Here is a 21,844-nt window from a genome sequence, read left to right on the forward strand (position 1 = left end):
CCCGGAAGTTCATATCTGACATGTTTGCTTTATTGAAATGAAGAGAGTTTAAGATCAGCGCGGGCGTTTATAAAAGGGTGTTGCCACCACCTCGGCACGCAGGCGTTTGCCACGAATCTCAACCTCCAGCGGTGTGGAGAGGACGCTAAAACGACTGTCCACCAAGGCGAGGCCCAGATTACGCTTCAAGGTGGGCGACTGAGTTCCCGTTGTGACCTCACCGATGCGTTGTCCTTCTGCGAATACCGGATAATGGGCGCGTGGGATACCGCGATCAATCATTTCCAGCCCGATCAATTTGCGAGGAATCCCTTGATCTTTCTGACGTTGCAGTGCTTCTCTACCGATAAAATCTCCTTTATTCAGCTTGACGAAGTACCCTAGACCGGCTTCAAGTGGTGAAATCGTGGCAGATAACTCCTGTCCGTACAGCGGCAACCGTGCCTCAAAGCGTAGGGTATCCCGAGCACCAAGTCCAGCGGGAATCAGCCCATACGACTCACCGAAACGAAGCAAACTCTCCCATACGGCTGGTGCTTCCGCGGCAGGTACGTAAAATTCAAAACCGTCTTCGCCCGTATATCCGGTTCGTGAGACGAGAGCTTTTGCTCCGAACAATGGCACGTCCTCATGGAAGCGGAAAGATGCCAGATTCGTAATGTCCGTATCTGCCACGGCTGCGGCAATTCGTACTGCTTCTGGTCCTTGCAACGCCAGCAATGCTATCGCATCAGACACATTCTCCATGTGAACGGATGCAGGCATATGGCGAATGAGCCAATCCCAATCCTTATCGATGTTAGAGGCGTTCACTACGAGCATGTAGCGTTCTGGTCCTTTGCAGTAAACAAGTAGGTCGTCTACTACACCTCCATCGGGGTAACACAGGAGTGAATATTGTGCCTGACCTGCTTCCAACTGGCTGACATCATTCGTGGTCACCCTTTGCAGAAAAGCTTCGGCCTCTTTGCCTTCAACCAAAAACTCGCCCATATGCGATACATCGAATAAACCCGCACGTTGGCGGACGGCCTCATGCTCCTTTTGAATGCCGCTAAACTGAACGGGGAGCTCCCAGCCGCCAAAGTCAATACAACGAACCCCAGACTGCGTCCCGTAGGACGAATATAGCGGTGTTCTTCGCAAATTAGTCATTTTTCCACTCCTATCCGGTGTGATCGGCTAAACAAAAAAGACAGGCCGAAAAAAACGTATAGACAGCAGTCTATACTCTTTTTTCAGCTCTGTCCTTGATACCAGAAAGTTACCCCGGTATGTACCGGGTTTCCTCTTGGGTGATCCGCTCCAATAGCGAATGCTCTCCAGAGATGCGTCCGGCAGAGGTCCTTTTGCCTGAGAGATTCACCTGCAAATGCAGGCTTACTCCTTCGGCGCTACCTTCGGGATCTGCGGTATATTACCTGGCTGTGCAGATAACAACTTGATCCGATTCGCGTGCACAACTGTCTCACAAGCGGCAACAGCTATGCGAATCTTTTTGGCAGTCTCTCCCTCTGCGTTCATCCGCGTTTGCAGTTGTCGGGGTGTTTCCCAAAGTATTTGCTATAATCCATTAATACGCAAATTCATTCAAAATGTCAATAAAAATGTCATCGAAAACAATAGAAAAAACATTTAATATATAAATAAGGATATGTAAGCGTTTGTTATAAGCTATCATATTTTTATATAGTACGCTATATGAGGTGATATGAAGTATTTTTGTTAGTATTATTGACATGAGTGTTCTTGTTGTCATAATCTTAACCTGTCTAATACAGGTGAGCAAAAGCGATTTTATTCATATGGAAGTGAGGGGAACAGGATGGGTGAAGTGAAGCAGCAACTTTGGTATACAAACGAACATGAGTGGGTTCAGCGTACAGAGAATGGGACGGTGCGGGTTGGTATTACGGACTTTGCACAGCATCAACTGGGTGATATTGTTTTTGTAGAATTACCTGAGGTGGGAGTAACGATTGAGCAGGGAGCGGAGATCGGTACGATTGAATCGGTGAAGACGGTATCCGACCTTTTTGCTCCGGTGACGGGAAACGTATTAAAGGTGAATGAAGCGCTGGAAAGTACGCCTGAACTAGTAAATGAATCTCCCTATGAAAAAGGTTGGATGATCGAAGTAGAGATGGGCAAAGATGTGGAGGAAACATTGGGCAAGCTACTGTCTGCGGATCAGTATGAGAAGTTGATTTCGGAGTAATAATGGGGCAATACAGCATGAAAAAAGAGCGTGTTATTCTGAATTTTTTATATTGATTTTCAATTGAATAAGAGCATCGTTAGTTCGCTCGTTTTTTGTATAAAATAGTCGCTATGATCTGCCATAGCGGCTATTTTTTTGTTGTCATTTTGGAAGCGTAATTACGTGTTTTACTCTGGCACAGAAGGTGGTTCCCTATAAGTTTGTGCAGATTTAAATTCCTGTTTTTTCGACTAATTTCTATAGCTACAGGTCATATTAAGAAGAATTATGCAGGTATAATACCATCCCGGATAATTTAAATTTAAATGTTGTCATCAACGTTCATGACGAAAGTACGTTTTCATTTCGTTGATGAAGATAGCGCTGTCATTTAGTATGAATTTTAAGAAAAGGTAGTGATGCTTACCTACAAGGAGGATTTGAATATGAGCACATTGGACACAAAGCCAAGTTCAAAAGGAGGCACTCGTGTCGCCGTACAGCGTTTTGGCCGTTTTCTTAGCGGAATGGTTATGCCCAATATGGGAGCCTTTATTGCATGGGGATTGATTACAGCACTCTTTATTCCGACCGGATGGTTCCCGAACGAAGGTTTTGCACAACTGGTTGATCCGATGAAAAATTATTTACTGCCGCTGCTGATCGGTTACACAGGGGGCACGATGATTCACGGACAGCGTGGAGGTGTGATCGGTGCCATTATGACGATGGGTGTCATTGTGGGGGCCGATATCCCGATGTTCCTGGGCGCGATGGTAGCTGGTCCGCTGGCTGCATGGATATTGAAGAAGTTTGACAAGGCCATTGAAGGCAAAGTCAGATCAGGCTTTGAAATGCTGGTCAATAATTTCTCAGCCGGGATTATCGGTGCCATTCTAGCACTGCTTGCCCATGTGGCGATCGGCCCGGTTGTACAAATGATCAGTCAAGTATTATCGGCAGGGGTACAGTTCCTCGTGAACGCAGGGCTATTGCCGCTTGTCAACCTCATTATTGAGCCCGGAAAAGTATTATTTTTAAACAACGCGCTGAATCACGGAGTATTAAGTCCGATTGCGTTGGAGGAAGCTGCAAGAACAGGGAAATCCGTACTGTTCATGCTGGAATCCAACCCTGGGCCGGGGCTCGGTATTTTGCTGGCCTACTGCCTGTTCGGTAAAGGCTCTGCGAAGTCGTCGGCTCCTGGAGCGGTCATCATTCATTTTTTCGGCGGGATTCATGAAATTTATTTCCCTTACATTTTGATGAAGCCGATTCTGATTCTTGCAGCTATAGCTGGGGGCGTTGTGGGAACCTTCTGTTTCATGTTGACAGGTGCCGGACTGGTTGCTGCTCCTTCACCGGGCAGCATTATCGCCTATTTTCTAATGACGCCAAAAGGCGGATATTTGCCAATGCTAAGCGGGGTGATCGCTGCTGCGGTCGTATCCTTTGCTGTTGCTGCAGTGTTACTCAAGACTGGTAAGCAACAAGAAGAGGGGCTGGAGGAAGCTGCATCCCGCCTGAAAGATATGAAAAATCAAAGCAAGAGTGCAAGTGCTAATGCCACTGTAATGGAAGATAACCACGAAGCTGATCGTACTGCCGAGATTGCCGCAGATCGAACGCTCAAGGATAAATCCGAAGTGAACAAGATCGTCTTTTCCTGTGATGCAGGTATGGGTTCAAGCGCTATGGGTGCCTCGATTTTACGCAAAAAAATGAAGCAGGCGGGTGTGGGCGTAACAGTTACGAATACAGCAATCAGTGAAATTCCACAGGATGCGGATATTGTCATTACGCAAAAAACGTTGACAGACCGGGCTAAAACAGTAGCTCCGAAAGCTGAGCACATTTCCATTGACAATTTTTTGAAGAGTCCTGAATACGAAGCGCTGGTTGAACGTCTGAAATCCGATTCTTAATCCCCATCGAAGTCAGGCGGACTGTATGCAATATACGTCTCCTGCTGGAGGAATGAGCTTGGGAAGGAACGGTATGCGCTTATGAATATTACGAAACGACAACGTGACATCGTGGAATATCTTCTGGAGCAGTCCAAAGAGGTTACAGCCGGGGAAATTGCCACGAAGATCAATGTCAGCACAAGGACGGTTCATCGGGAACTGGGCGCAGTCGAGCATTGGCTGGCAGTTCATGAGGTGAAGCTGGAGAAAAAGTCAGGAATCGGTATCTGTATAGATGCTGACCCAGCTCAGCTTGTATGCCTGCGGAAGCAATTGCTGGATACGAAGTCAGATGAATATTCGGCTGAGGAGAGAAAGATCGTGATTCTCTGCATGCTGCTGGATACACGGGAGCCGATCAAGCTGCTGGCGCTGGCTTCAGATCTGAAAGTCACGGTAACTACGGTCAGTCATGATCTGGACGATTTGCAAGGCTGGATTGGGGAACGGGGACTCGTGCTTGTGCGCAGACGAGGGTACGGCGTCGAGATGACGGGGCGCGAGACAGACAAAAGACGGGCGATTTCCGAACTAGCACTTGAATATTTGGATGAATCCGATCTGTTTTCAGCCGGAGAAGAGCATCGTCCTGTAACCCGTGTCGCTGACAAGCTGCTGGAGATGATCGGCAGAGAGAACCTGCTGATCGTGGAAAATGCCCTCTGGCGGCCCCATGAAAAATGGTTGGAAAACATGGTGGAAAGCAAGTATATGGAGTTGCTGATTCAAATTTGCGTTTCGCTGGCACGTCTACGACTCGGGTACGTTGTGGCTCATCGTCTCTCATATTCGAAAACAGATTCGGATGAGAATATCATGCTGCGCACAGCTATGGTAGAACGCATATGCGCAGAATTGTCAGCGGCGCTGGATATTGACTTTCCGGACCCGGAACGATCTTATTTCAGGCTGCTGTTCCGTGATGCCGAGGATCATTCTACCCGGCTGCTGCCGCTGGATGATCTTGTACTGCTGGAGTCGGTTCATGAGTTGATTCGTCGTGTGGAGGAAGAAACAGGCACGCCATTGGAAGAGGACCGTGTTCTGCGTGAAGGACTGATTGCCCATATGGCTCCGGTATTCAAACGTTTGAAGGAAGGCAAGTCGATTCGTAATCCCCTCCTTCAGCAAATCCGCAAGGATTACAGCAGCTTATTCGACTCAGTGAAAAAGGCTGCGGCGGACATGACAGAAATGAAAGTCCCTGATGAAGAGATCGGATTTCTGGTCATGCATTTCGGCGCTTCGCTGGAGCGGCTGCGACAATTGCGGCGGGAGGTGCGGGCCATCGTAGTCTGCACGAGCGGCATTGGTTCATCCAGACTTCTGGCAACAAGGCTCGCCAAAGAGCTACCACAGATCAAAATTGTGGATAGGGCCTCATGGTACGAGGCGGCGCGGATCCCCAAGGAGGATTATGATCTGATCATTTCGACAGTAGAGCTACCGCTTGAACCAGATCGCTATCTTAAGATAAGCCCGCTGCTGACGCAGGAGGAGAGTGATCGCCTGCGTCAATTCATCCAGCATATTACACTCCATCATCCCGATGACCATCAGCAGGAACAGGTCGTTCAGCCCGGTCAGGACATGGAGTGGCTTACCGGCCTGCGGAAAATTCTCGATGAAATTGTACACATTGTACAGCAATTTCAAGTGTATCCGCTGGAAAATCAGGGGATGGATATGGCGGCGATCGTAGAGGCTATATGCATGTTGGAGGCGGGGCGGGGGAATGTTACAGAGCCTTCTGCGGTTGCTGCACAACTCATGGAAAGAGAGCGCCAAGGTAGTCAGGTAATTTCTGATACCTCCATTGCTTTAGTTCATACGCGTAGCCACTATATTCGCAAGCCTTCGCTTACCTTGTATAAGCTGGCAGAGCCGCTGTTGGCGGATACAGGTGAACAGGTAGAATGCGTGCTGCTCATGTTGGGACCTCGTGAGCTGCCGAGAGAGAGCTTGGAGGTATTGAGCGAGATTAGCGCATTACTCTTGCAGGAAGACATGGTTACGCTACTGGAACACGGTAGCAGGGATCATATTGTCAATTATATATCGAGTGAGCTGGCTGAATTTTTCCACAGTAAATTAGGGACAGGGAGGAACCTACCGTGAGTATTATGACGATAGACAAAGTAAAAATGAACGCAATCGCCAAAGACAAATATGAGGCGATTCGCATGGCTGGACAAATCCTGCTGGATGCAGGACATATTTCAAGTGAGTATATTGACAAGATGCTGGAACGCGAGGAGATCGTGTCTACCTACATCGGGAACGGGCTGGCTATTCCACATGGCACCAAGGAATCCAAGACGCTTATTCAATCGACAGGCATTTCCATCGTTCAGTTTCCGCAAGGCGTAGATTTTGGGGAAGAGAAAGCATACATGGTGATCGGCATTGCAGCACAAGGCGGCGATCATATGGAGATTTTGACGAGTATCGCCGTGGTGTGTGCGGAGGAAGAAAATATGGATAAACTTCGCAATGCGGTGACCCCACAGGAAATTATAGATCTGTTCGAAAGTGAGCTGGAGCTATGAGAGCCGTCCACTTTGGAGCAGGAAATATCGGTCGCGGCTTTATCGGATTGATTCTGTCGCGTGCAGGCTATGAGGTTGTTTTTTCAGATGTCAACGACACCCTTGTATCCGAGTTACGCCGTCGTAAACAATACACCGTAGAATTAGCCAATGATACAAAGGATACGGAGCTGGTCACGAATGTGACGGCAATTGACGGCAAGGATGCAGCGGCTGTAGCCGATGCGGTAGACCACGCAGATCTGGTAACGACCGCGGTAGGTGTCAGCATCCTCAAGCACATAGCAGCAGGTATTGCGGAGGGAATCAAGCGGCGGGTAGAGCGAGGAGCAAGGCCGCTGCATGTGATTGCCTGTGAAAATGCAATCGGAGGCAGCGCCCAACTGAAAGAGCATGTTTTTGCGCTATTGGATGAGGCGACCCGTGCTAAGGCAGAGGCTTCGGTGTATTTTCCAAATGCTGCTGTAGACCGGATTGTGCCGATCCAACACCACGAGGACCCGTTACATGTGCAGGTAGAGCCTTTTTACGAGTGGGTGGTGGATCGTTCGCAAATGGCACCTGAGCATGAAGAAATCGAAGGCATCCTGTACGTGCAGGATCTAGAGCCTTACATTGAACGAAAGCTGTTCACGGTGAATACGGGGCATTGCGTGGCAGCCTATCTTGGTTATACCGCAGGTTATGCTACCATTCAGGAGGCTATGAAGGATAGCAAGGTGGTGGATTCGATACAAGGGTCACTGGAGGAAACAGGAGCGGTGCTTGTGAAGCGCTTCGGTTTGGATCAAGGGGAGCATAAGAAATACATCTCTAAAATTTTGGATCGCTTCCGCAATCCTAATCTAACAGACGATGTTACTCGGGTCGGACGTTCACCGTTGCGCAAGCTGTCCCCCAATGATCGTCTTGTACGTCCCGCGCTCCAAGCACAGGAGTATGGCATCCCTACGGATCATCTGGCGTTAGGAATGGCTGCTGCCTGTAAATTTGATATTACGGAAGACCCCGAGGCAGTCGAGCTTCAGCAGGCGATTCGTAGCGAAGGACTGGGTGCGGCGCTGACGCGTTATACTTCCATAACCGCAGACCACCCGTTACATCGGCAGATATTGGAGCAATATGATATTATAAATTCATAAAACAACGAATTATCAATATTATCTTTCGATAATCCTCTTGAAGGCAAAGCATCCACATCAACACTAACGTGTTCTGTAGGGATGTGCATCAAGAGGATTTTTATATGCGTGATTTACATCACATAACAACCTGCTTAAATTGTTTATATTGATAATGATTATCATTATCTATAAAATGAAATCATTACTATTATAACTATTAGGGAGGATTATAGTGAAACCGATCTATATTACCTTAGGGTTTTTATTTTTGGCGCTTGGAGTTATTGGTGTAGTGCTACCGTTGCTACCGACTACACCGTTTCTGCTGCTAGCGACCTTTTTCTTTATGCGGGGGTCCGAAAGGATTCACCAGTGGTTTTCGAACACCTCTCTGTACCAAAAGCATCTAGAGAGTTTTGTCCAAACAAGGTCATTGAAGCTGTCTACGAAAATCACGTCATTGGGCTTAGCGTCAACGATGCTGATTACAGGCTTTATTTTCACCCCTAATGTGTGGGGCAAAACGCTCATCGTCTTGGTCATCCTTTTTAAATATTATTACTTTATATTCCGCATCGGAACAGTGAGAAACGCTGCAGTAGAAATAACGCCTTCATCTTCACCTGAACCTTTACCTACACCTACTCCCAAAAAAAGGTCTAAAATGGTCGACAGCCGTCTGCTCGGTCTAGTGGAACATTCTCGGAAATATATCGTCTTGGGTGTGCTTGTGCAGTGGATCGGTCTTTTGGGGAGTATAGCCGCTGTGTTGTCTATGGCTTTTGTTATGCAGCAAGCATGGGAAGGACAAGTGACTCGCAAGCTGATTCTATCTATGACGGTCATTGTTATTGCTGCTATTGCAATTCGCTGCCTGAGCAATTATGCAGCCAGTATGTTATCCTATCGTGCTTCGGTGAATGCTAAAAAAACGCTGCGCTCACAAATTTACGGCAAGTTGCTGAAGATGGGACCCGCATATACAGATCATACCTCCACCTCGGGGGTTATTCAGGTTGCTGTAGAAGGAGTAGAGCAGCTTGAAACCTATTTCGGTAGATATATGCCTCAACTATTTTACAGTCTGCTTGCCCCCGTAACGTTGTTCATCACCCTCTCTTTTGTCAGCTTCAAAGCAGCCATTATACTATTGATCTGCGTTCCCTTAATTCCAGTGTCGATCATTGTCATTATGAGGATGGCTAAAAAGCTGTTTCGGAAATATTGGGGCAGTTACGTCAATCTGGGCCACAGCTTTTTGGAGAATGTACAAGGTCTGACTACGCTCAAAATGTACGGAACAGACCAGGATAAACATCAGGAAATGAACACAGCAGCTGAGGATTTTCGCAAAATGACAATGAAAGTGCTGACTATGCAGCTTAACTCCGTGGCCATTATGGATCTTATCGCATTTGGTGGTGCCGCTGCGGGTGTACTGGTCGCGGTAAGCGAATATTCTTCAGGCCATATTGGCTTGGCAGGAGCAATCATCATTGTTTTGCTGTCGGCAGAATTTTTCATTCCTCTGCGTTTATTGGGTTCTTACTTCCATATCGCCATGAACGGAATGGCAGCAAGCGACAAAATATTTCAAATGTTGAGTACTGAGGATCTTATACAAGGACAAGAAAGCATAGAAAACACAGATATTCGACTGGAGCAAGTGAGTTTCGCCTACGACGAGAGAGATACCTTACGAAATATATCCATGGATATTCCCCAGGGCAGATTGGTTTCAATTGTTGGGGAATCAGGTTCTGGTAAAAGTACGGTAGCCGGATTGATCGTTGGGCATCACGAGGGGTATCGAGGAAGTCTGACGATTGGAGGAACCGAGCTCACCGATATTTCGGAAGAAAGCCGCATGCGTCACATGACCTGGATCGGTTTTAACAGCTATATTTTTAAAGGCACAGTGGAAGCAAATTTAAAAATGGGCAATGAGCACGCGGATGAGCAACAAATGCTGGAAGCTTTGCGACAAGTGAAGCTGTATGATTTTATTCTCTCAGAAGGAGGACTGAAAGCAGAACTGGAGGAGCAGGGGGCAAATCTGTCAGGAGGACAGCGCCAACGGCTAGCACTAGCCAGAGCATTGCTGCATGATAGTCGTGTGTACATTTTTGACGAGGCCACCTCTAACATTGACAGTGAAAGTGAGGAAGGCATTATGGAGGTAATACATGCGCTTGCAGGTCAAAAAACAGTGATTCTTATCTCTCACAGACTGGAAAATGTAGTTCAATCCGACTGTATCTATGTGCTGCAAAACGGATTGGTGGCAGAATCCGGAACGCATTATGAACTGTTGAGCCAGCAAGGACACTATGCGGAGATGTATCTCAGTCAACACCGGGTAGAGCAGTTTGTAAAAGGAGGGGCTGTATATGCGTAGACACGGATTACAGATCATGGGCCAATTATTGGTATTGGCGGGTCCTCTTTTACCTGTACTGCTCATCACGATTGTTACAGGAGTGCTTGGTTTTGTTTGTGCTATTGGCATTATAGTGTATGGAGCCCTTGCTCTGCTTATAGCAACGGGCATTACGACAGGCTACACCATGTTGTTTTTGCTGACGTCGATCGTGGTTTGTGCCGTACTGCGCGGCGTATTCCGTTATGGCGAGCAAATGAGTGGTCATTATCTCGCTTTCAAGCTGCTGGCTGTACTGCGTGATAAGGTGCTTCAAGCCCTGCGAAGACTCGCTCCAGCCAAATTGGAAGGCAAGGACAAGGGGAATCTGATATCACTCATTACGAGTGATATTGAGCTGCTGGAAGTATTTTATGCGCATACGATAGCGCCTGTTATGATCGGCATCATCACTTCACTGCTCATGGTATTTTTTATCGGTTCTTATGAGCCTCTATTAGGCTGGCTCGCTGCGCTTGCTTACCTAACTGTCGGTTTATTTATTCCCTTACTCACGTCACGTATGGGCAAACGTCAGGGGATGGAATACCGAAGCAGCTTTGGCAAGCTGAGCAGTTATTTTTTGGACAGCTTACGGGGTATGAAGGAAATTGTGCAATATGGGCAAGGAGAACAACGTTTGAATGAGATTAATCGTCGTACGGATCAATTGGATGCCAAGCAGAAGGACTTGAAGCATCATGAAGGCATCACAAGAGCCATCACAGATGCGGCTGTAGTTGGATTCTCATTCTTGATGCTACTGGCTGGATTGTACGGTATGTCTAAGGGTCAGGTTGACTTTACAGGTATGCTAATTTCTGTCATTGCCCTGTTTAGTTCATTTGGTCCGGTCGTCGCACTGAGCAACTTGTCCAACAATTTGCTTCAAACGCTGGCGAGCGGGGAACGAGTGTTGAGTCTATTGGAGGAAACCCCGGAGGTAGAGGAAAATATCGAAGGGATGAGTGTCGCCTTTACTGGGGCACGAGTAGACAAGGTGACTTTTGCATACGATGGTCAAACGGTACTGAATGATGTAAGTCTCACGATACCGCATAAGCGGATTTTAGGCATTCAGGGTAAAAGCGGCTCTGGCAAGTCTACACTGCTAAAGTTGCTGATGCGATTTAGGGACCCGCAGCAAGGTGAAATTATGCTATCCGGACACGATTTGAAGGAAATTGGGACCCGACATTTGAGAGGCTTACAGAGCTATGTAGACCAGCATACGTTCCTGTTTGATGATTCAATTGCAGCTAATATCAAAATTGGAAAGCCCGATGCTACACATGAGCAGGTGGTGGAAGCAGCACGTAAGGCATCCGTGCACGATTTTATTATGACCTTGCCTCAAGGGTATGACAGCCGAGTTGGAGAATTGGGGGACAGGCTGTCCGGTGGAGAACGTCAACGCTTGGGACTGGCCAGAGCCTTTGTCCATAATGCTCCTCTCTTACTGCTCGACGAGCCTACCAGCAATTTGGACAGCCTGAACGAGGCGATTATTTTAAAATCGTTAAAGGAACAGCAGCAAGATAAAACGATTGTCCTTGTTTCGCACCGAAGTTCTACCATGCGGATTGCAGACGATATTTTTGAAATGGATAACCGTAGATTGTCCTGACTTTTCTAACTATTGTTATGCTTGAGGGCAAAAGCTGTAGCCTGTTCATAGTTTTGTCATAAAATGGAGTGTGCGTTGAAATGGAAGCGTCATCCTTATTTAAATCATCCAGCTTTTCAAGCTTGTCTTATTTTGATAGCCTATTAGGTGAAGATTTTACAAAATCCTGAGGTATATTGACAAGTCATAAACATCATAAATGATGGATGAACAGAGGCTGTAAGCCGATGTACAGAAATGGGTGGTGAACAGGAATGTCAGATTTCAATCAGCTCAATGAGCTTGAGCACACAACATATCCCATATATGAAGGCTATGATTTGGGTCTTACTTATACGCCTGCGGGCAGCAAGTTCAAGGTATGGGCACCGACTGCGCAGCAGGTCCATATAGCGTTGTATAACGATGCGGGGGTGTACGATCAGGAAGGGAACGTTCAGGAGCACGGCGGTGGTCAGGAATTTCTCATGAGCCGTGATGATCAAGGTGTATGGTCTATAGAGCTGGAAGGGGACTGGAACAAATATTATTACATGTACAGGCTGGAGTGGGCGGACAACACCATTCATTATGTTGCCGATCCATATGCCACAGGGGTATCAGCCAACGGGCAGCGTACAGCGATCATTGATTTGGCTCAAACCAACCCGGACGGATGGGAATTGGATGCGGGGCCTACCCTTAAGCGGCCGACAGATGCCATTCTCTATGAGCTTCATGTGCGTGATTTTTCGATGGATACCCATTTTAATACGGGGAAAAAAGACTTATCTGCTGCTCAGGGACGGTTTGAGGCCTTTACGTATACGGGATTGAAGGATACTGAGGGGAACAGCATCGGGCTGGATCATCTGCTGGAGCTGGGCATTACACATATTCATTTGCTTCCAGTGGCTGACTTTCATACGGTGAATGACTTTGCGGAATTAGAAACTGAATATAACTGGGGCTATGATCCACAGCATTATAATGTGCCGGAGGGGTCTTATTCTTCCAATCCGGCTGACCCGGAGACGCGTATACGAGAACTGAAACTGCTGGTACAGTCTTTGCATACTGCCGGCATCGGTGTCATTATGGACGTCGTGTACAACCATACGTATTCGGTGGAACAGGGGCCATTTGAGCCTGTTGTACCTGGATATTATTACCGCAAGGATGAGCAAGGGCAGCTCACCAATGGATCAGGTGTAGGTAATGAGGTGGCAACCGAACGTCCGATGGTGCGCAAGTATATCAAGGATTCACTACGCTATTGGGCAGAGGAATATCATATAGACGGCTTTCGATTTGATCTGATGGGGCTGATTGATACACCGACCGTAGAGCAGCTTACCCAGGAGCTTCGCTCTGAAGTGCGTCCCGATCTGCTGATCTATGGTGAGCCTTGGACGGGAGGAGAATCTCCGCAACCCTTGCTTACGCTAAAAGGAACGCAACGCGACAAAGGCTTTGCCGTTTTTAATGACAACTACCGTTCTGCTATTAAGGGGGATAGCGACGGTACTGGGAGCGGGTTTGCCACGGGGGCAGAACATCAGGAGGAACAGGTGCTCAAAGGTGCTTTTGGGGCTATTCATGATTTCACAGCTCAGCCATCGGAGACCGTCAATTATGTAACTGCCCACGATAATCTCAATCTGTGGGATAAAATTTTGACGGTAAGACATTTGCGGGAGCACTGTCGTTTTCCACAATGGGAGCAGGGGAAGCCACAGGATGGGAGGACACCTGAACAAGCTGTTGCCAAAGCAGACCCGTATTGGGAACTGGATGAAGATAACTTGCTAGAGAACGAAACCGTACGCAAATCCCTGTTGGCTAACGGTATGGTGCTCACATCGCAAGGCATCCCTTTTATTCATGCAGGGGATGAACTGCTGCGCTCCAAATATGGAGACCATAATAGCTACCGAAGCTCAGATGTGGTGAATGCCATCCATTGGGATAACAAGGCGAGGTTTCGCCCAGTGTTTGATTACTACCAAGGCTTAATTGCTTTGCGGCGCAACCACCCGGCATTCCGAATGGACCATCGTGAGCTGGTGGAGCAGCATATGGAAGTGCTGCAAAGCAGTGGGCATGTGGTCGCTTTTGCTTTGAGGCACCACGCTAACGGCGATGCCTGGAATCATATTGTGGTGATTTATAACGGCTCGGATGTAGAGCAAACGATATTATTGCCTGCGGAATCGGATCGTTGGCATGTGGTCGTGGACGCACACGGGGCTGGTAATGAGACACGGTATGAAGTCGTAGGCCATCGTGTAACCGTATCACGCTGGTCGATGATGGTGTTATATGATCAGGAAGAACCTGCGCGAGTCTCTTTTGTGACTGAACAAGATCAGGCTAATCGTCAGGCGGAGAACGAATTGGAAGACTCGGATGAGGGAACAGATCAAGAAATTGCAGGTACAGCCATGGCGTTGACAGATGTCCAGCTTGGAAAAGGAAAAGATAGTGAAGTCGCTCCATTTCGCACGATTGAGCTGATCTACGAGCGTGCAGATCGGCAATACACTGGCTGGAACGTATGGGTATGGGGAACTGGGCACCGCGACGGACATGTCGAATTTCGTGATTTGGATGACGGTCGTGCAATAGCGCGTATTCAGGTGGCTCCTGATATACAGCGAATTGGCTACATTGTCCGGCTTAATCACTGGGATGCCAAGGATGTTGAGGCAGATCGCTATATTGATATAGACCTGAACCAGTCTGTGATGCAGGTATTGATTCATAGTGGCAGAGAAGAATATTTGCTACTGGTAAATGATAATCGGGCCGGATAGACTTGTATGCTTGGTCGCTATATATACGAAAGTAGCATTTTTCGATTATTTCGAGAAATGCTATTTTTTTATGTAAATGTGTGTCAGTTTCAGAAAAAAGGGGTAAAATAGAATTATAGACTTGTTTAGTTTTGCCAGCTTGCTGGCTTATATCCTGTAGTACGACTGGTAAACAGGCAAGATTCTTGGAGGAAAATCATTTGTAAGGTAACCTGAAGGAGGTTGTATATCATGAGTTCTAATGGAGGAAGTATTCAACTGACCGCCCAGCCGAGAACAGAGAAGAAGGGTTCGGCTATTCGTGAATTGAGGTTAAAAGGACGGATTCCAGCTGTGGTTTACGGCTCTGAGCTTGAAGGAACCCCTGTACATGTCGATGCCAAGGAATTTAATAAAGTAGTCAAAACCGGACGTTCAGAGGTGTTTAACCTCACTGTAGAGGGTGGAGAAACCATTCCGGTTATTATTAAAGATTATCAACAGCGTGACAACCAATGGCTGCATGCCGATTTTTTGAAAATTGCCAAAAACAAACCGCTTCGCGTGCGTGTTTCTATTGATTATCAGGGTACACCTGTAGGTACAAAAACAGGCGGTATTCTGCAAGTTCAGGAAACGGAAGTTGAAGTCGAAGGTCTTCCTGCTGATTTACCATCTACCATTGAGGTGGATGTATCCGCACTGGATGTTGGCGACAAGCTGAGCGCTAGCGACTTGAAGCTCCCTAAAGGAGTAACACTGCACGTCCCTGAAGAAGAACTGCTTGCTTCTATTATCGTTCCGCGTGCAGTTGAAGTAGAAAATGCTGCTGTGGAAGGTGATGCAGCGGCAACTGAAGGCACTGAAGAGGCTTCCGAAAACAAGGAATCCTAATGTTTTCAGTTGGTTTATGAATCTTTTTCAATTGCAGAAGATCATCAAAAAGGTATTCAAAATCGCTCCCTGCTAGGGGGCGATTTTTTGCATTCATTTATTTACACTTACATACTCTTTCTCTTTAAAAAGTTGTCCTGTTGTGATTTGGTGTTTAAAAGGGAATGTGGTGTTTGTACGATTTTCATTCAATACGCGTTCTGATATGACGATATATATAGTATGGTATTTACATTTTTATTTTATAAATACCTAATATATATCTAAGGAGCGCGTACACAATCATGGACAGAACGAATGAATTGTTGTGGCAAAGAAACAAATTGGTGATCATTATTTTTTGGATTATGACCTTGAGCAGCACCATCCCGGCATTATCTAATCCATCGGTGTGGGTGTCTAGTGGTGTAGGATTTGTAGTCGCCGCAGTTTTGACGATTCTGAATATGAAAAAGAAAGGAATCCGCCTTATTCCTTGGATTATTACGTTATATAGCGTATTAATATGTATATTTGTGAACTTATCTAGCGTGGAGGCAGTGACTACGATCTTTATTTGCTCATTGTTGTTGCTCTACCCATCTTACCGATACTTTTTGATAGCAATGGTCTTAAATCTGTGTAATATTTTTATACAAATTACCATCGGTACGCCAGCAACTCCCCCGGCTACCGGTCCTTTGCGTTATGTGCACGAGTTTATTATTGTTTTACTGATTGGTTTGCTATTGTTAGTGGTATCGGTGTTAAATCAAAAGCAGTTTAAGAAAACGGAAGAGCAAAATAAAGATATGGATGCCACAAGGCAACGTATTGAATTTTTGTTTGAACAAGTGAGACAGGCTGTAGCTGGATTGCATAGCTTCACAGAACGATTCAGGAATCAAGTGGATGCTACGGGCAGCGTGACGAATGAAGTCGCCATCGGGTTTCAGGAGGTTGCCAAAGGGGTAGAAATGCAAGCTTCGAATATCACTGAGGTAACGGATAACTTGGCTCAGTCTGACCAGCACGTGCGCGAGGTTGCCGATCATTCCCGAGAATTGAAGCAGCTCTCCGAAGATACGAAAAGTGCCGGGAGCAGAGGGAGCAATCAACTGCTTGCATTAACGTCTCAAATTAAGGATTTGGGTCTGGTTATGAGTCGTACCAAAGAAGAGTTGGACGAGTTTAAAACACAAAGTGATAATATGTCTGCCATGCTCAAAGATATTACTCAAATCTCGAAACAAACTAATTTGCTGTCCTTGAATGCATCCATTGAGGCCGCCAGAGCGGGAGAGCATGGAAAAGGATTTGCCATCGTGGCTGGCGAAGTGCGTAATTTGGCTGAAATGGTAGGGAATACCTCGGTGGCAATGGAAGGTATTTTGACCCAACTGAGAACTCAGATGGATTCTGTCGTAAGCCAATTTGACATGGGACAGCAAAGACTACAGCAGAGTATGGAATCGGCCCATTCGACCGAAATTGTACTGGAGGATATCCTGCAAAATGCCAATAAAGTGCTGCTGCAGGCCGTGGAGGTGGAAGCCAGTACGAATAGTATGCAGCAATTCTCATCTCAGGTCGTTCAAGAGATGGAGGAGTTTTCAAGCGTTACAGAACAAGCGAGTGCAGCGTCAGAGCAAATTTTGGCTGGAGTAGAGGAGCAACGAAATATAACCTCCAATATGGTGACCGGGTTTAATGAGCTGGAGACGTTGATTATCCAGTTAAAAGAACTGGTACATGATCAGAAGGAGGACAACATTCCTACCGAAATCAGCAAAAGCAAATAACTGAAATGCTTCATTAGCGGACTAGAGATCCGGGGATTATCGCTATCAAGCGGTACTCTCCGGTTTTTTACTGCGTTTGAAGAAGGGAGATGAAGAGGGGATTTCTAGAAGCTATAATTAGATGGAAGTTGATGGTATAATTTGTGGCAGTTTAAATGCTTTGTAATTAAGGAGGAATAAATTCTTATGGAGCTTAAATATTTGTTGATCGGCGTGTTGAGCCTATTGGGTAGCGGAGTGATTTATACGATGGAGCGCTTTATATCGGTCATTCAATGGGCTGCGAATTCCGTACCTGTTAAATTAAATAGTTCGGGCATCTCTATGTCAGAACCTGATATGCCGAGTTTTGTTGACAATATATTTGTTATTATTTTATTCGTATGTGGCTTGATGATACTTGGGTATGGTGTGTATGAACGACGTACACGATAACACAACCTATGTAGGCATATCCGTTTTTATTTAGGAGGAACGCAGGTGAACGCCTTGTTGGAAATGCTGATGCAGCTATTTGAGCGAGCAGCGTTGTTACTAATTTGTTTATTTTTTATTACACGTATCCCACGATTTAAGGAAACCTTGCAAAAGAACAGCCATTCTCCAGCAGAACTGGCCATACTAACGTTGATTTTTTGCATGTTTGCACTGTTCGGTACATACACCGGAATTGAAGTCGAAGGTTCGCTTGTTAACGTTCGAATCATTGCAATTATGGCGGGCGGTATTTTGTTTGGACCATGGGTTGGGATTGTTACAGGTATTGTATCAGGTATCCATCGTTATCTAATTGATATCGGGGGAGTGACCTCGATTCCGTGTCTGATTACGAGTATTTTGGCAGGTGTGGTGTCAGGATACATCGGCCGCAGGGTCAACCGTTCCAAGAGATGGCTAGTCGGTATCGCCGCAGGTATGGTCTGCGAAGCATTGACGATGCTGCTCATTCTGGTGATGGCACAACCCCATAACCTTGGAGTGGACATCGTTTCCAAGATTGGTTTACCGATGATTATCGGAGAAGTCAGTATCGGTTTAATCGTTCTGTTGATCCAGAGTGTGGAGGGGGAAAAGGAGAATATCGCGGCCAGACAGGCCAAGCTGGCACTGGATATTGCCAATAAGACGTTGCCTTATTTTCGCTCCATTAATGCGGAATCCTTGCATACCATTTGCTCGATCATAAAAGAAGATATCAAGGCAGACGCGGTAGCAATTACCGATACCAGAGATGTGCTGGCCTATGTCGGTTTTGGCGAAGAGCGTTATCACATCGGAGATGAGATCATTAGCGATGTGACTAAATCGACGATTCGCAGCGGTAAAATCACGATTCGCAACCATATTGCAGATGATAAAACACCCCAAATCCAGTCTCTGCTCATTATCCCGTTAGAGGAGCGGGGAGAGGTAACTGGCACCTTGAAGATTTATTATCGCAAAGCTTATAAAATTACGTATCCGTTGCAGACGATGGCGATTGGCTTATCTCAAATCATTTCCACGTTAATGGAAGTGTCGCGTGTGGAGCAAATTAAGGAAGCGGCGAATAAAGCCGAGCTAAAGGCGCTCCAAACGAAAATTAATCCTCATTTTCTGTTTAACGCGCTGAATGCCATTGCCTCTACGACACGCACCAAGCCGGATAAGGCACGAGAGCTGATCATTAATTTATCGGGCTATCTGCGCTATAATTTGGAGCTGAATGATGATTTGATCGAAATTCATAAAGAGCTTCAGCAGGTGTCTGATTACGTGGAAATTGAAAAAGCACGCTTCGGCAACCGACTTCAGGTAGAGTATGTAATGGATGAGGTGTCTGTGCGTATTCCAAGTCTTATTATCCAGCCCCTGGTTGAGAATGCGATTAATCACGGAATCCTCAAGAAAAAGGGGTCAGGTACAGTAACTATTTCTGTAAAGGATCGTGGAGAAAAGGTGCGCATTTCTGTAGCAGATACCGGGGTAGGTATACGGGATGATGTTGTGGATAACCTGTATCATGATCGGGTTCCGGCTAAACAGATCGGCTTGTACAATGTGCACAGACGACTCAAGCTTATGTACGGCGAAGGAGTTATTATTCTGAAGCATGAACCGGGCACCGAAGTTTATTTTGACATACCAAAGGAGAAGTCATGAAGGCCATAATTGTAGAAGACGAACTTCCGGCGCGTGAAGAGCTGGAGTATCTTATTCAGACTCATAGCAACATTGAGGTGACCGATAGTTTCGAGGATGGGCTAGATGTGTTTCGGTTTCTGCAAGATCAGGAGACGGACGCGATCTTTCTGGACATTAACATTCCTTCATTGGACGGGATGCTGCTGGCACAGAACATAAGCAAATTTGCCAAAAAGCCCTATATTATTTTTACGACCGCCTATAAAGAACATGCAGCGCAGGCTTTTGAACTGGAGGCGTTCGACTACATCCTCAAACCATATGATGAAAAACGGATCGCATCTATGCTGCGTAAGCTGGAAAATGCTTATGAGCAGCGGAGTGTTCCAATACAGGAACCTGTCCAGACTGCACAACCCCGAGCTGTTGAAGCCAGCGCCGTTGCTGCGCCAGGTCGTATTAATCTGCTGAAAAATGACAAAATCATTGTGACGGATGCGAATGATATTTACTATGCGTGTGCGCAGGAAAAGGTGACCCGTGTCTTTACAAGGCACGAAGAATATACGATGCCGATGAGCATTTCGGAATTTCATGCCCGGCTGCCGCAGCAGGACTTTTTCCGCTGTCACCGTTCATACACGGTGAATCTGTCGCAGATCCGTGAAATTGTACCTTGGTTTAATCATACGTATCTCCTGCGTTTGCGTGGACTAGAAGCTGAAATTCCGGTAAGCCGTAGCAAGGCCAAGGAATTCCGGCAAATTATGCGACTTTAAAGGCATTTCATTCCGCTATATGTGCATTTCATTCCTCAAACGATTTCTGGCTAACATGCAGGGTTATAATAATCCATGTAGAGAGAATCCTTACAGACTTGCTCCTCCACAGGCGCAAAGCGTACTGGATTCCCGGTTATGATGATCACAAATTGACGCTGTAGAGCCGGAATGAAAAGAGGAGATTGAAATGAAAACAAACAGCGGAAATCGTTGGCTTGTCGTACTTGGAACAATAATTGTCCAGATGGGATTAGGAACCATTTACACATGGAGTTTATTTAATCAACCGTTGGTGGACCGCTTTGGCTGGAACCTCAGTTCGGTTGCCATTACATTTTCAATTACCAGTTTTGCACTGGCGTTTGCTACATTATTCGCAGGCAAACTACAGGATAAATGGGGACTACGTCGTCTGATTTTGTGTGCAGGTGTCGTGTTAGGAGCAGGTCTCATGCTCAGTTCGCAGGTAACATCGCTGTCTCTGCTATATATTTTGGCGGGTATTGTCGTAGGTTTTGCGGATGGAACGGCATATATTACATCACTGTCGAATCTGATTAAATGGTTTCCTGAGAAAAAAGGACTTATTTCCGGTATTTCGGTTGGGGCATATGGAACAGGCAGTCTTATATTCAAGTATATTAATGGTTCGTTGATTCAGTCCGTTGGCGTATCACAAGCGTTTTTATATTGGGGAATGATCGTGCTGATCATGATTGTGGGTGGTTCTTTCCTGGTAAGAGAAGCTGTAGTCGTGAACAAGCCTTCGGTACAAAATGGGGTTGTACAGCGGGACTACACCGTTAAAGAAATGCTGCGCACCAAGCAGGCATACCTGCTGTTCGTAATGTTCTTTACCGCTTGTATGAGTGGTCTCTACCTGATTGGAGTAGTCAAGGATATCGGCGTACGGATGGCCGGTCTAGATGTAGCAACAGCCGCTAATGCGGTCGCTATGGTCGCTATTTTCAACACGGCGGGTCGGATCATTTTAGGTGCGCTATCGGATAAAGTAGGTCGTCTGAAAGTAGTAGCGGGTGCTCTATTAACAACGGCGGTCGCAGTTACAGTACTGAGTTTGGTACCGCTGAATTATGGTTTGTTCTTTGCCTGTGTAGCAGGAATTGCTTTTTGCTTCGGCGGCAACATTACAGTCTTTCCTGCCATCGTAGCTGATTTCTTCGGTCTGAAAAATCAAAGCAAAAACTATGGTATTGTGTATCAAGGCTTTGGCCTCGGTGCGCTGGCGGGGTCATTTATCGCAGCCTTGCTAGGTGGATTCATCCCGACCTTTACCACGATTGCTGTACTGTGTGTCGTATCGTTCCTGATTGCCCTCACCATTCGCACTCCAGAACAAGGCAAAGGCAAACTGCGCAGTGAACGGAAGAAAAATACCAACAGTGTGCGCAGCATGAAGCCCGGAACAAAACTGGGTTAAACGATTTGAGAAAAAAGAACCAGATGAATGCCAAAAGACCTGTCATCATTTCTCTAAGGGAGATTATGGCAGGTTATTTGTTTTTCCAATAATCTATTTTACGGTATAATAAATAGATATGTAATAAGCCGATATATACAAAAGACATAAGCTAAGAACCTG

Annotated in this window: 15 protein-coding genes and 1 riboswitch; of the genes, 14 read left to right on the top strand and 1 reads right to left on the bottom strand. The window is 46.3% G+C overall.

Annotated features, from left to right (window positions below; all coding sequences use genetic code 11):
* Positions 1 to 54 precede the first annotated feature (54 nt).
* Positions 55 to 1,155 (bottom strand): glycine cleavage system aminomethyltransferase GcvT, encoded by a 1,101-nt coding sequence (gene gcvT, locus C1T21_RS19065; RefSeq protein ID WP_103049344.1) that lies wholly within the window; start codon positions 1,153 to 1,155, stop codon positions 55 to 57.
* A gap of 176 nt (positions 1,156 to 1,331) precedes the next feature.
* A riboswitch (glycine riboswitch) is annotated at positions 1,332 to 1,431 on the bottom strand.
* A gap of 394 nt (positions 1,432 to 1,825) precedes the next feature.
* On the opposite strand from gcvT, the gene gcvH reads away from it, so the two are divergent.
* The 14 genes from gcvH to C1T21_RS19135 all read left to right on the top strand — a co-directional run bounded on the left by gcvH (position 1,826) and on the right by C1T21_RS19135 (position 21,682).
* Positions 1,826 to 2,218 carry a glycine cleavage system protein GcvH gene (gene gcvH, locus C1T21_RS19070; protein ID WP_103049345.1) on the top strand — a complete coding sequence of 131 codons (393 nt, stop codon included), beginning with the start codon at positions 1,826 to 1,828 and terminating at the stop codon, positions 2,216 to 2,218.
* Positions 2,219 to 2,646: 428 nt separating this feature from the next.
* Positions 2,647 to 4,125: a PTS mannitol transporter subunit IIBC gene (locus C1T21_RS19075; RefSeq protein WP_103049346.1), complete on the top strand. Its 1,479-nt coding sequence runs from the start codon at positions 2,647 to 2,649 to the stop codon at positions 4,123 to 4,125.
* Positions 4,126 to 4,206: 81 nt separating this feature from the next.
* Complete coding sequence (locus C1T21_RS19080) at positions 4,207 to 6,285, top strand: BglG family transcription antiterminator (protein WP_103049347.1); 2,079 nt, start codon at positions 4,207 to 4,209, stop codon at positions 6,283 to 6,285.
* A complete protein-coding gene (locus tag C1T21_RS19085) occupies positions 6,282 to 6,716 on the top strand; it encodes a PTS mannitol transporter subunit IIA (RefSeq protein ID WP_103049348.1) in 435 nt (144 codons plus the stop codon). The genes C1T21_RS19080 and C1T21_RS19085 overlap by 4 nt, the downstream gene beginning before the upstream one ends.
* Positions 6,713 to 7,858, top strand: coding sequence for a mannitol-1-phosphate 5-dehydrogenase (locus C1T21_RS19090; protein WP_103049349.1), 1,146 nt, complete (start codon positions 6,713 to 6,715; stop codon positions 7,856 to 7,858). The genes C1T21_RS19085 and C1T21_RS19090 overlap by 4 nt, the downstream gene beginning before the upstream one ends.
* Before the next feature lie 214 nt (positions 7,859 to 8,072).
* Positions 8,073 to 10,238, top strand: a complete 2,166-nt coding sequence (locus tag C1T21_RS19095; protein ID WP_103049350.1) for a DUF454 family protein — start codon at positions 8,073 to 8,075, stop codon at positions 10,236 to 10,238.
* The gene (locus tag C1T21_RS19100) at positions 10,231 to 11,886 is read left to right on the top strand and encodes an amino acid ABC transporter ATP-binding/permease protein (protein ID WP_103049351.1); all 1,656 of its coding nucleotides are present in this window, start codon (positions 10,231 to 10,233) and stop codon (positions 11,884 to 11,886) included. Before C1T21_RS19095 ends, C1T21_RS19100 begins: the two co-directional genes overlap by 8 nt.
* Positions 11,887 to 12,140: 254 nt before the next feature.
* Positions 12,141 to 14,681, top strand: a complete 2,541-nt coding sequence (gene pulA / locus C1T21_RS19105; protein ID WP_103049352.1) for a type I pullulanase — start codon at positions 12,141 to 12,143, stop codon at positions 14,679 to 14,681.
* Positions 14,682 to 14,912: 231 nt separating this feature from the next.
* The gene (locus tag C1T21_RS19110) at positions 14,913 to 15,554 is read left to right on the top strand and encodes a 50S ribosomal protein L25 (protein ID WP_061828704.1); all 642 of its coding nucleotides are present in this window, start codon (positions 14,913 to 14,915) and stop codon (positions 15,552 to 15,554) included.
* 284 nt (positions 15,555 to 15,838) lie between these two features.
* Positions 15,839 to 17,335, top strand: coding sequence for a methyl-accepting chemotaxis protein (locus C1T21_RS19115; protein ID WP_103049353.1), 1,497 nt, complete (start codon positions 15,839 to 15,841; stop codon positions 17,333 to 17,335).
* A 186-nt stretch (positions 17,336 to 17,521) separates the two neighbouring features.
* On the top strand, positions 17,522 to 17,770 hold the full coding sequence (locus C1T21_RS19120; RefSeq protein ID WP_039272912.1) for a hypothetical protein: 249 nt from the start codon (positions 17,522 to 17,524) through the stop codon (positions 17,768 to 17,770).
* A gap of 45 nt (positions 17,771 to 17,815) precedes the next feature.
* Positions 17,816 to 19,477 carry a sensor histidine kinase gene (locus C1T21_RS19125; RefSeq protein ID WP_176716854.1) on the top strand — a complete coding sequence of 554 codons (1,662 nt, stop codon included), beginning with the start codon at positions 17,816 to 17,818 and terminating at the stop codon, positions 19,475 to 19,477.
* Positions 19,474 to 20,238, top strand: coding sequence for a LytR/AlgR family response regulator transcription factor (locus C1T21_RS19130; protein WP_103049354.1), 765 nt, complete (start codon positions 19,474 to 19,476; stop codon positions 20,236 to 20,238). The genes C1T21_RS19125 and C1T21_RS19130 overlap by 4 nt, the downstream gene beginning before the upstream one ends.
* 190 nt (positions 20,239 to 20,428) lie before the next feature.
* Positions 20,429 to 21,682, top strand: coding sequence for an L-lactate MFS transporter (locus C1T21_RS19135; protein ID WP_023989863.1), 1,254 nt, complete (start codon positions 20,429 to 20,431; stop codon positions 21,680 to 21,682).
* The last annotated feature ends 162 nt before the right edge of the window (positions 21,683 to 21,844 follow it).

This window comes from Paenibacillus sp. F4, assembly GCF_002894905.1.
Lineage (GTDB): Bacteria > Bacillota > Bacilli > Paenibacillales > Paenibacillaceae > Paenibacillus > Paenibacillus polymyxa_B.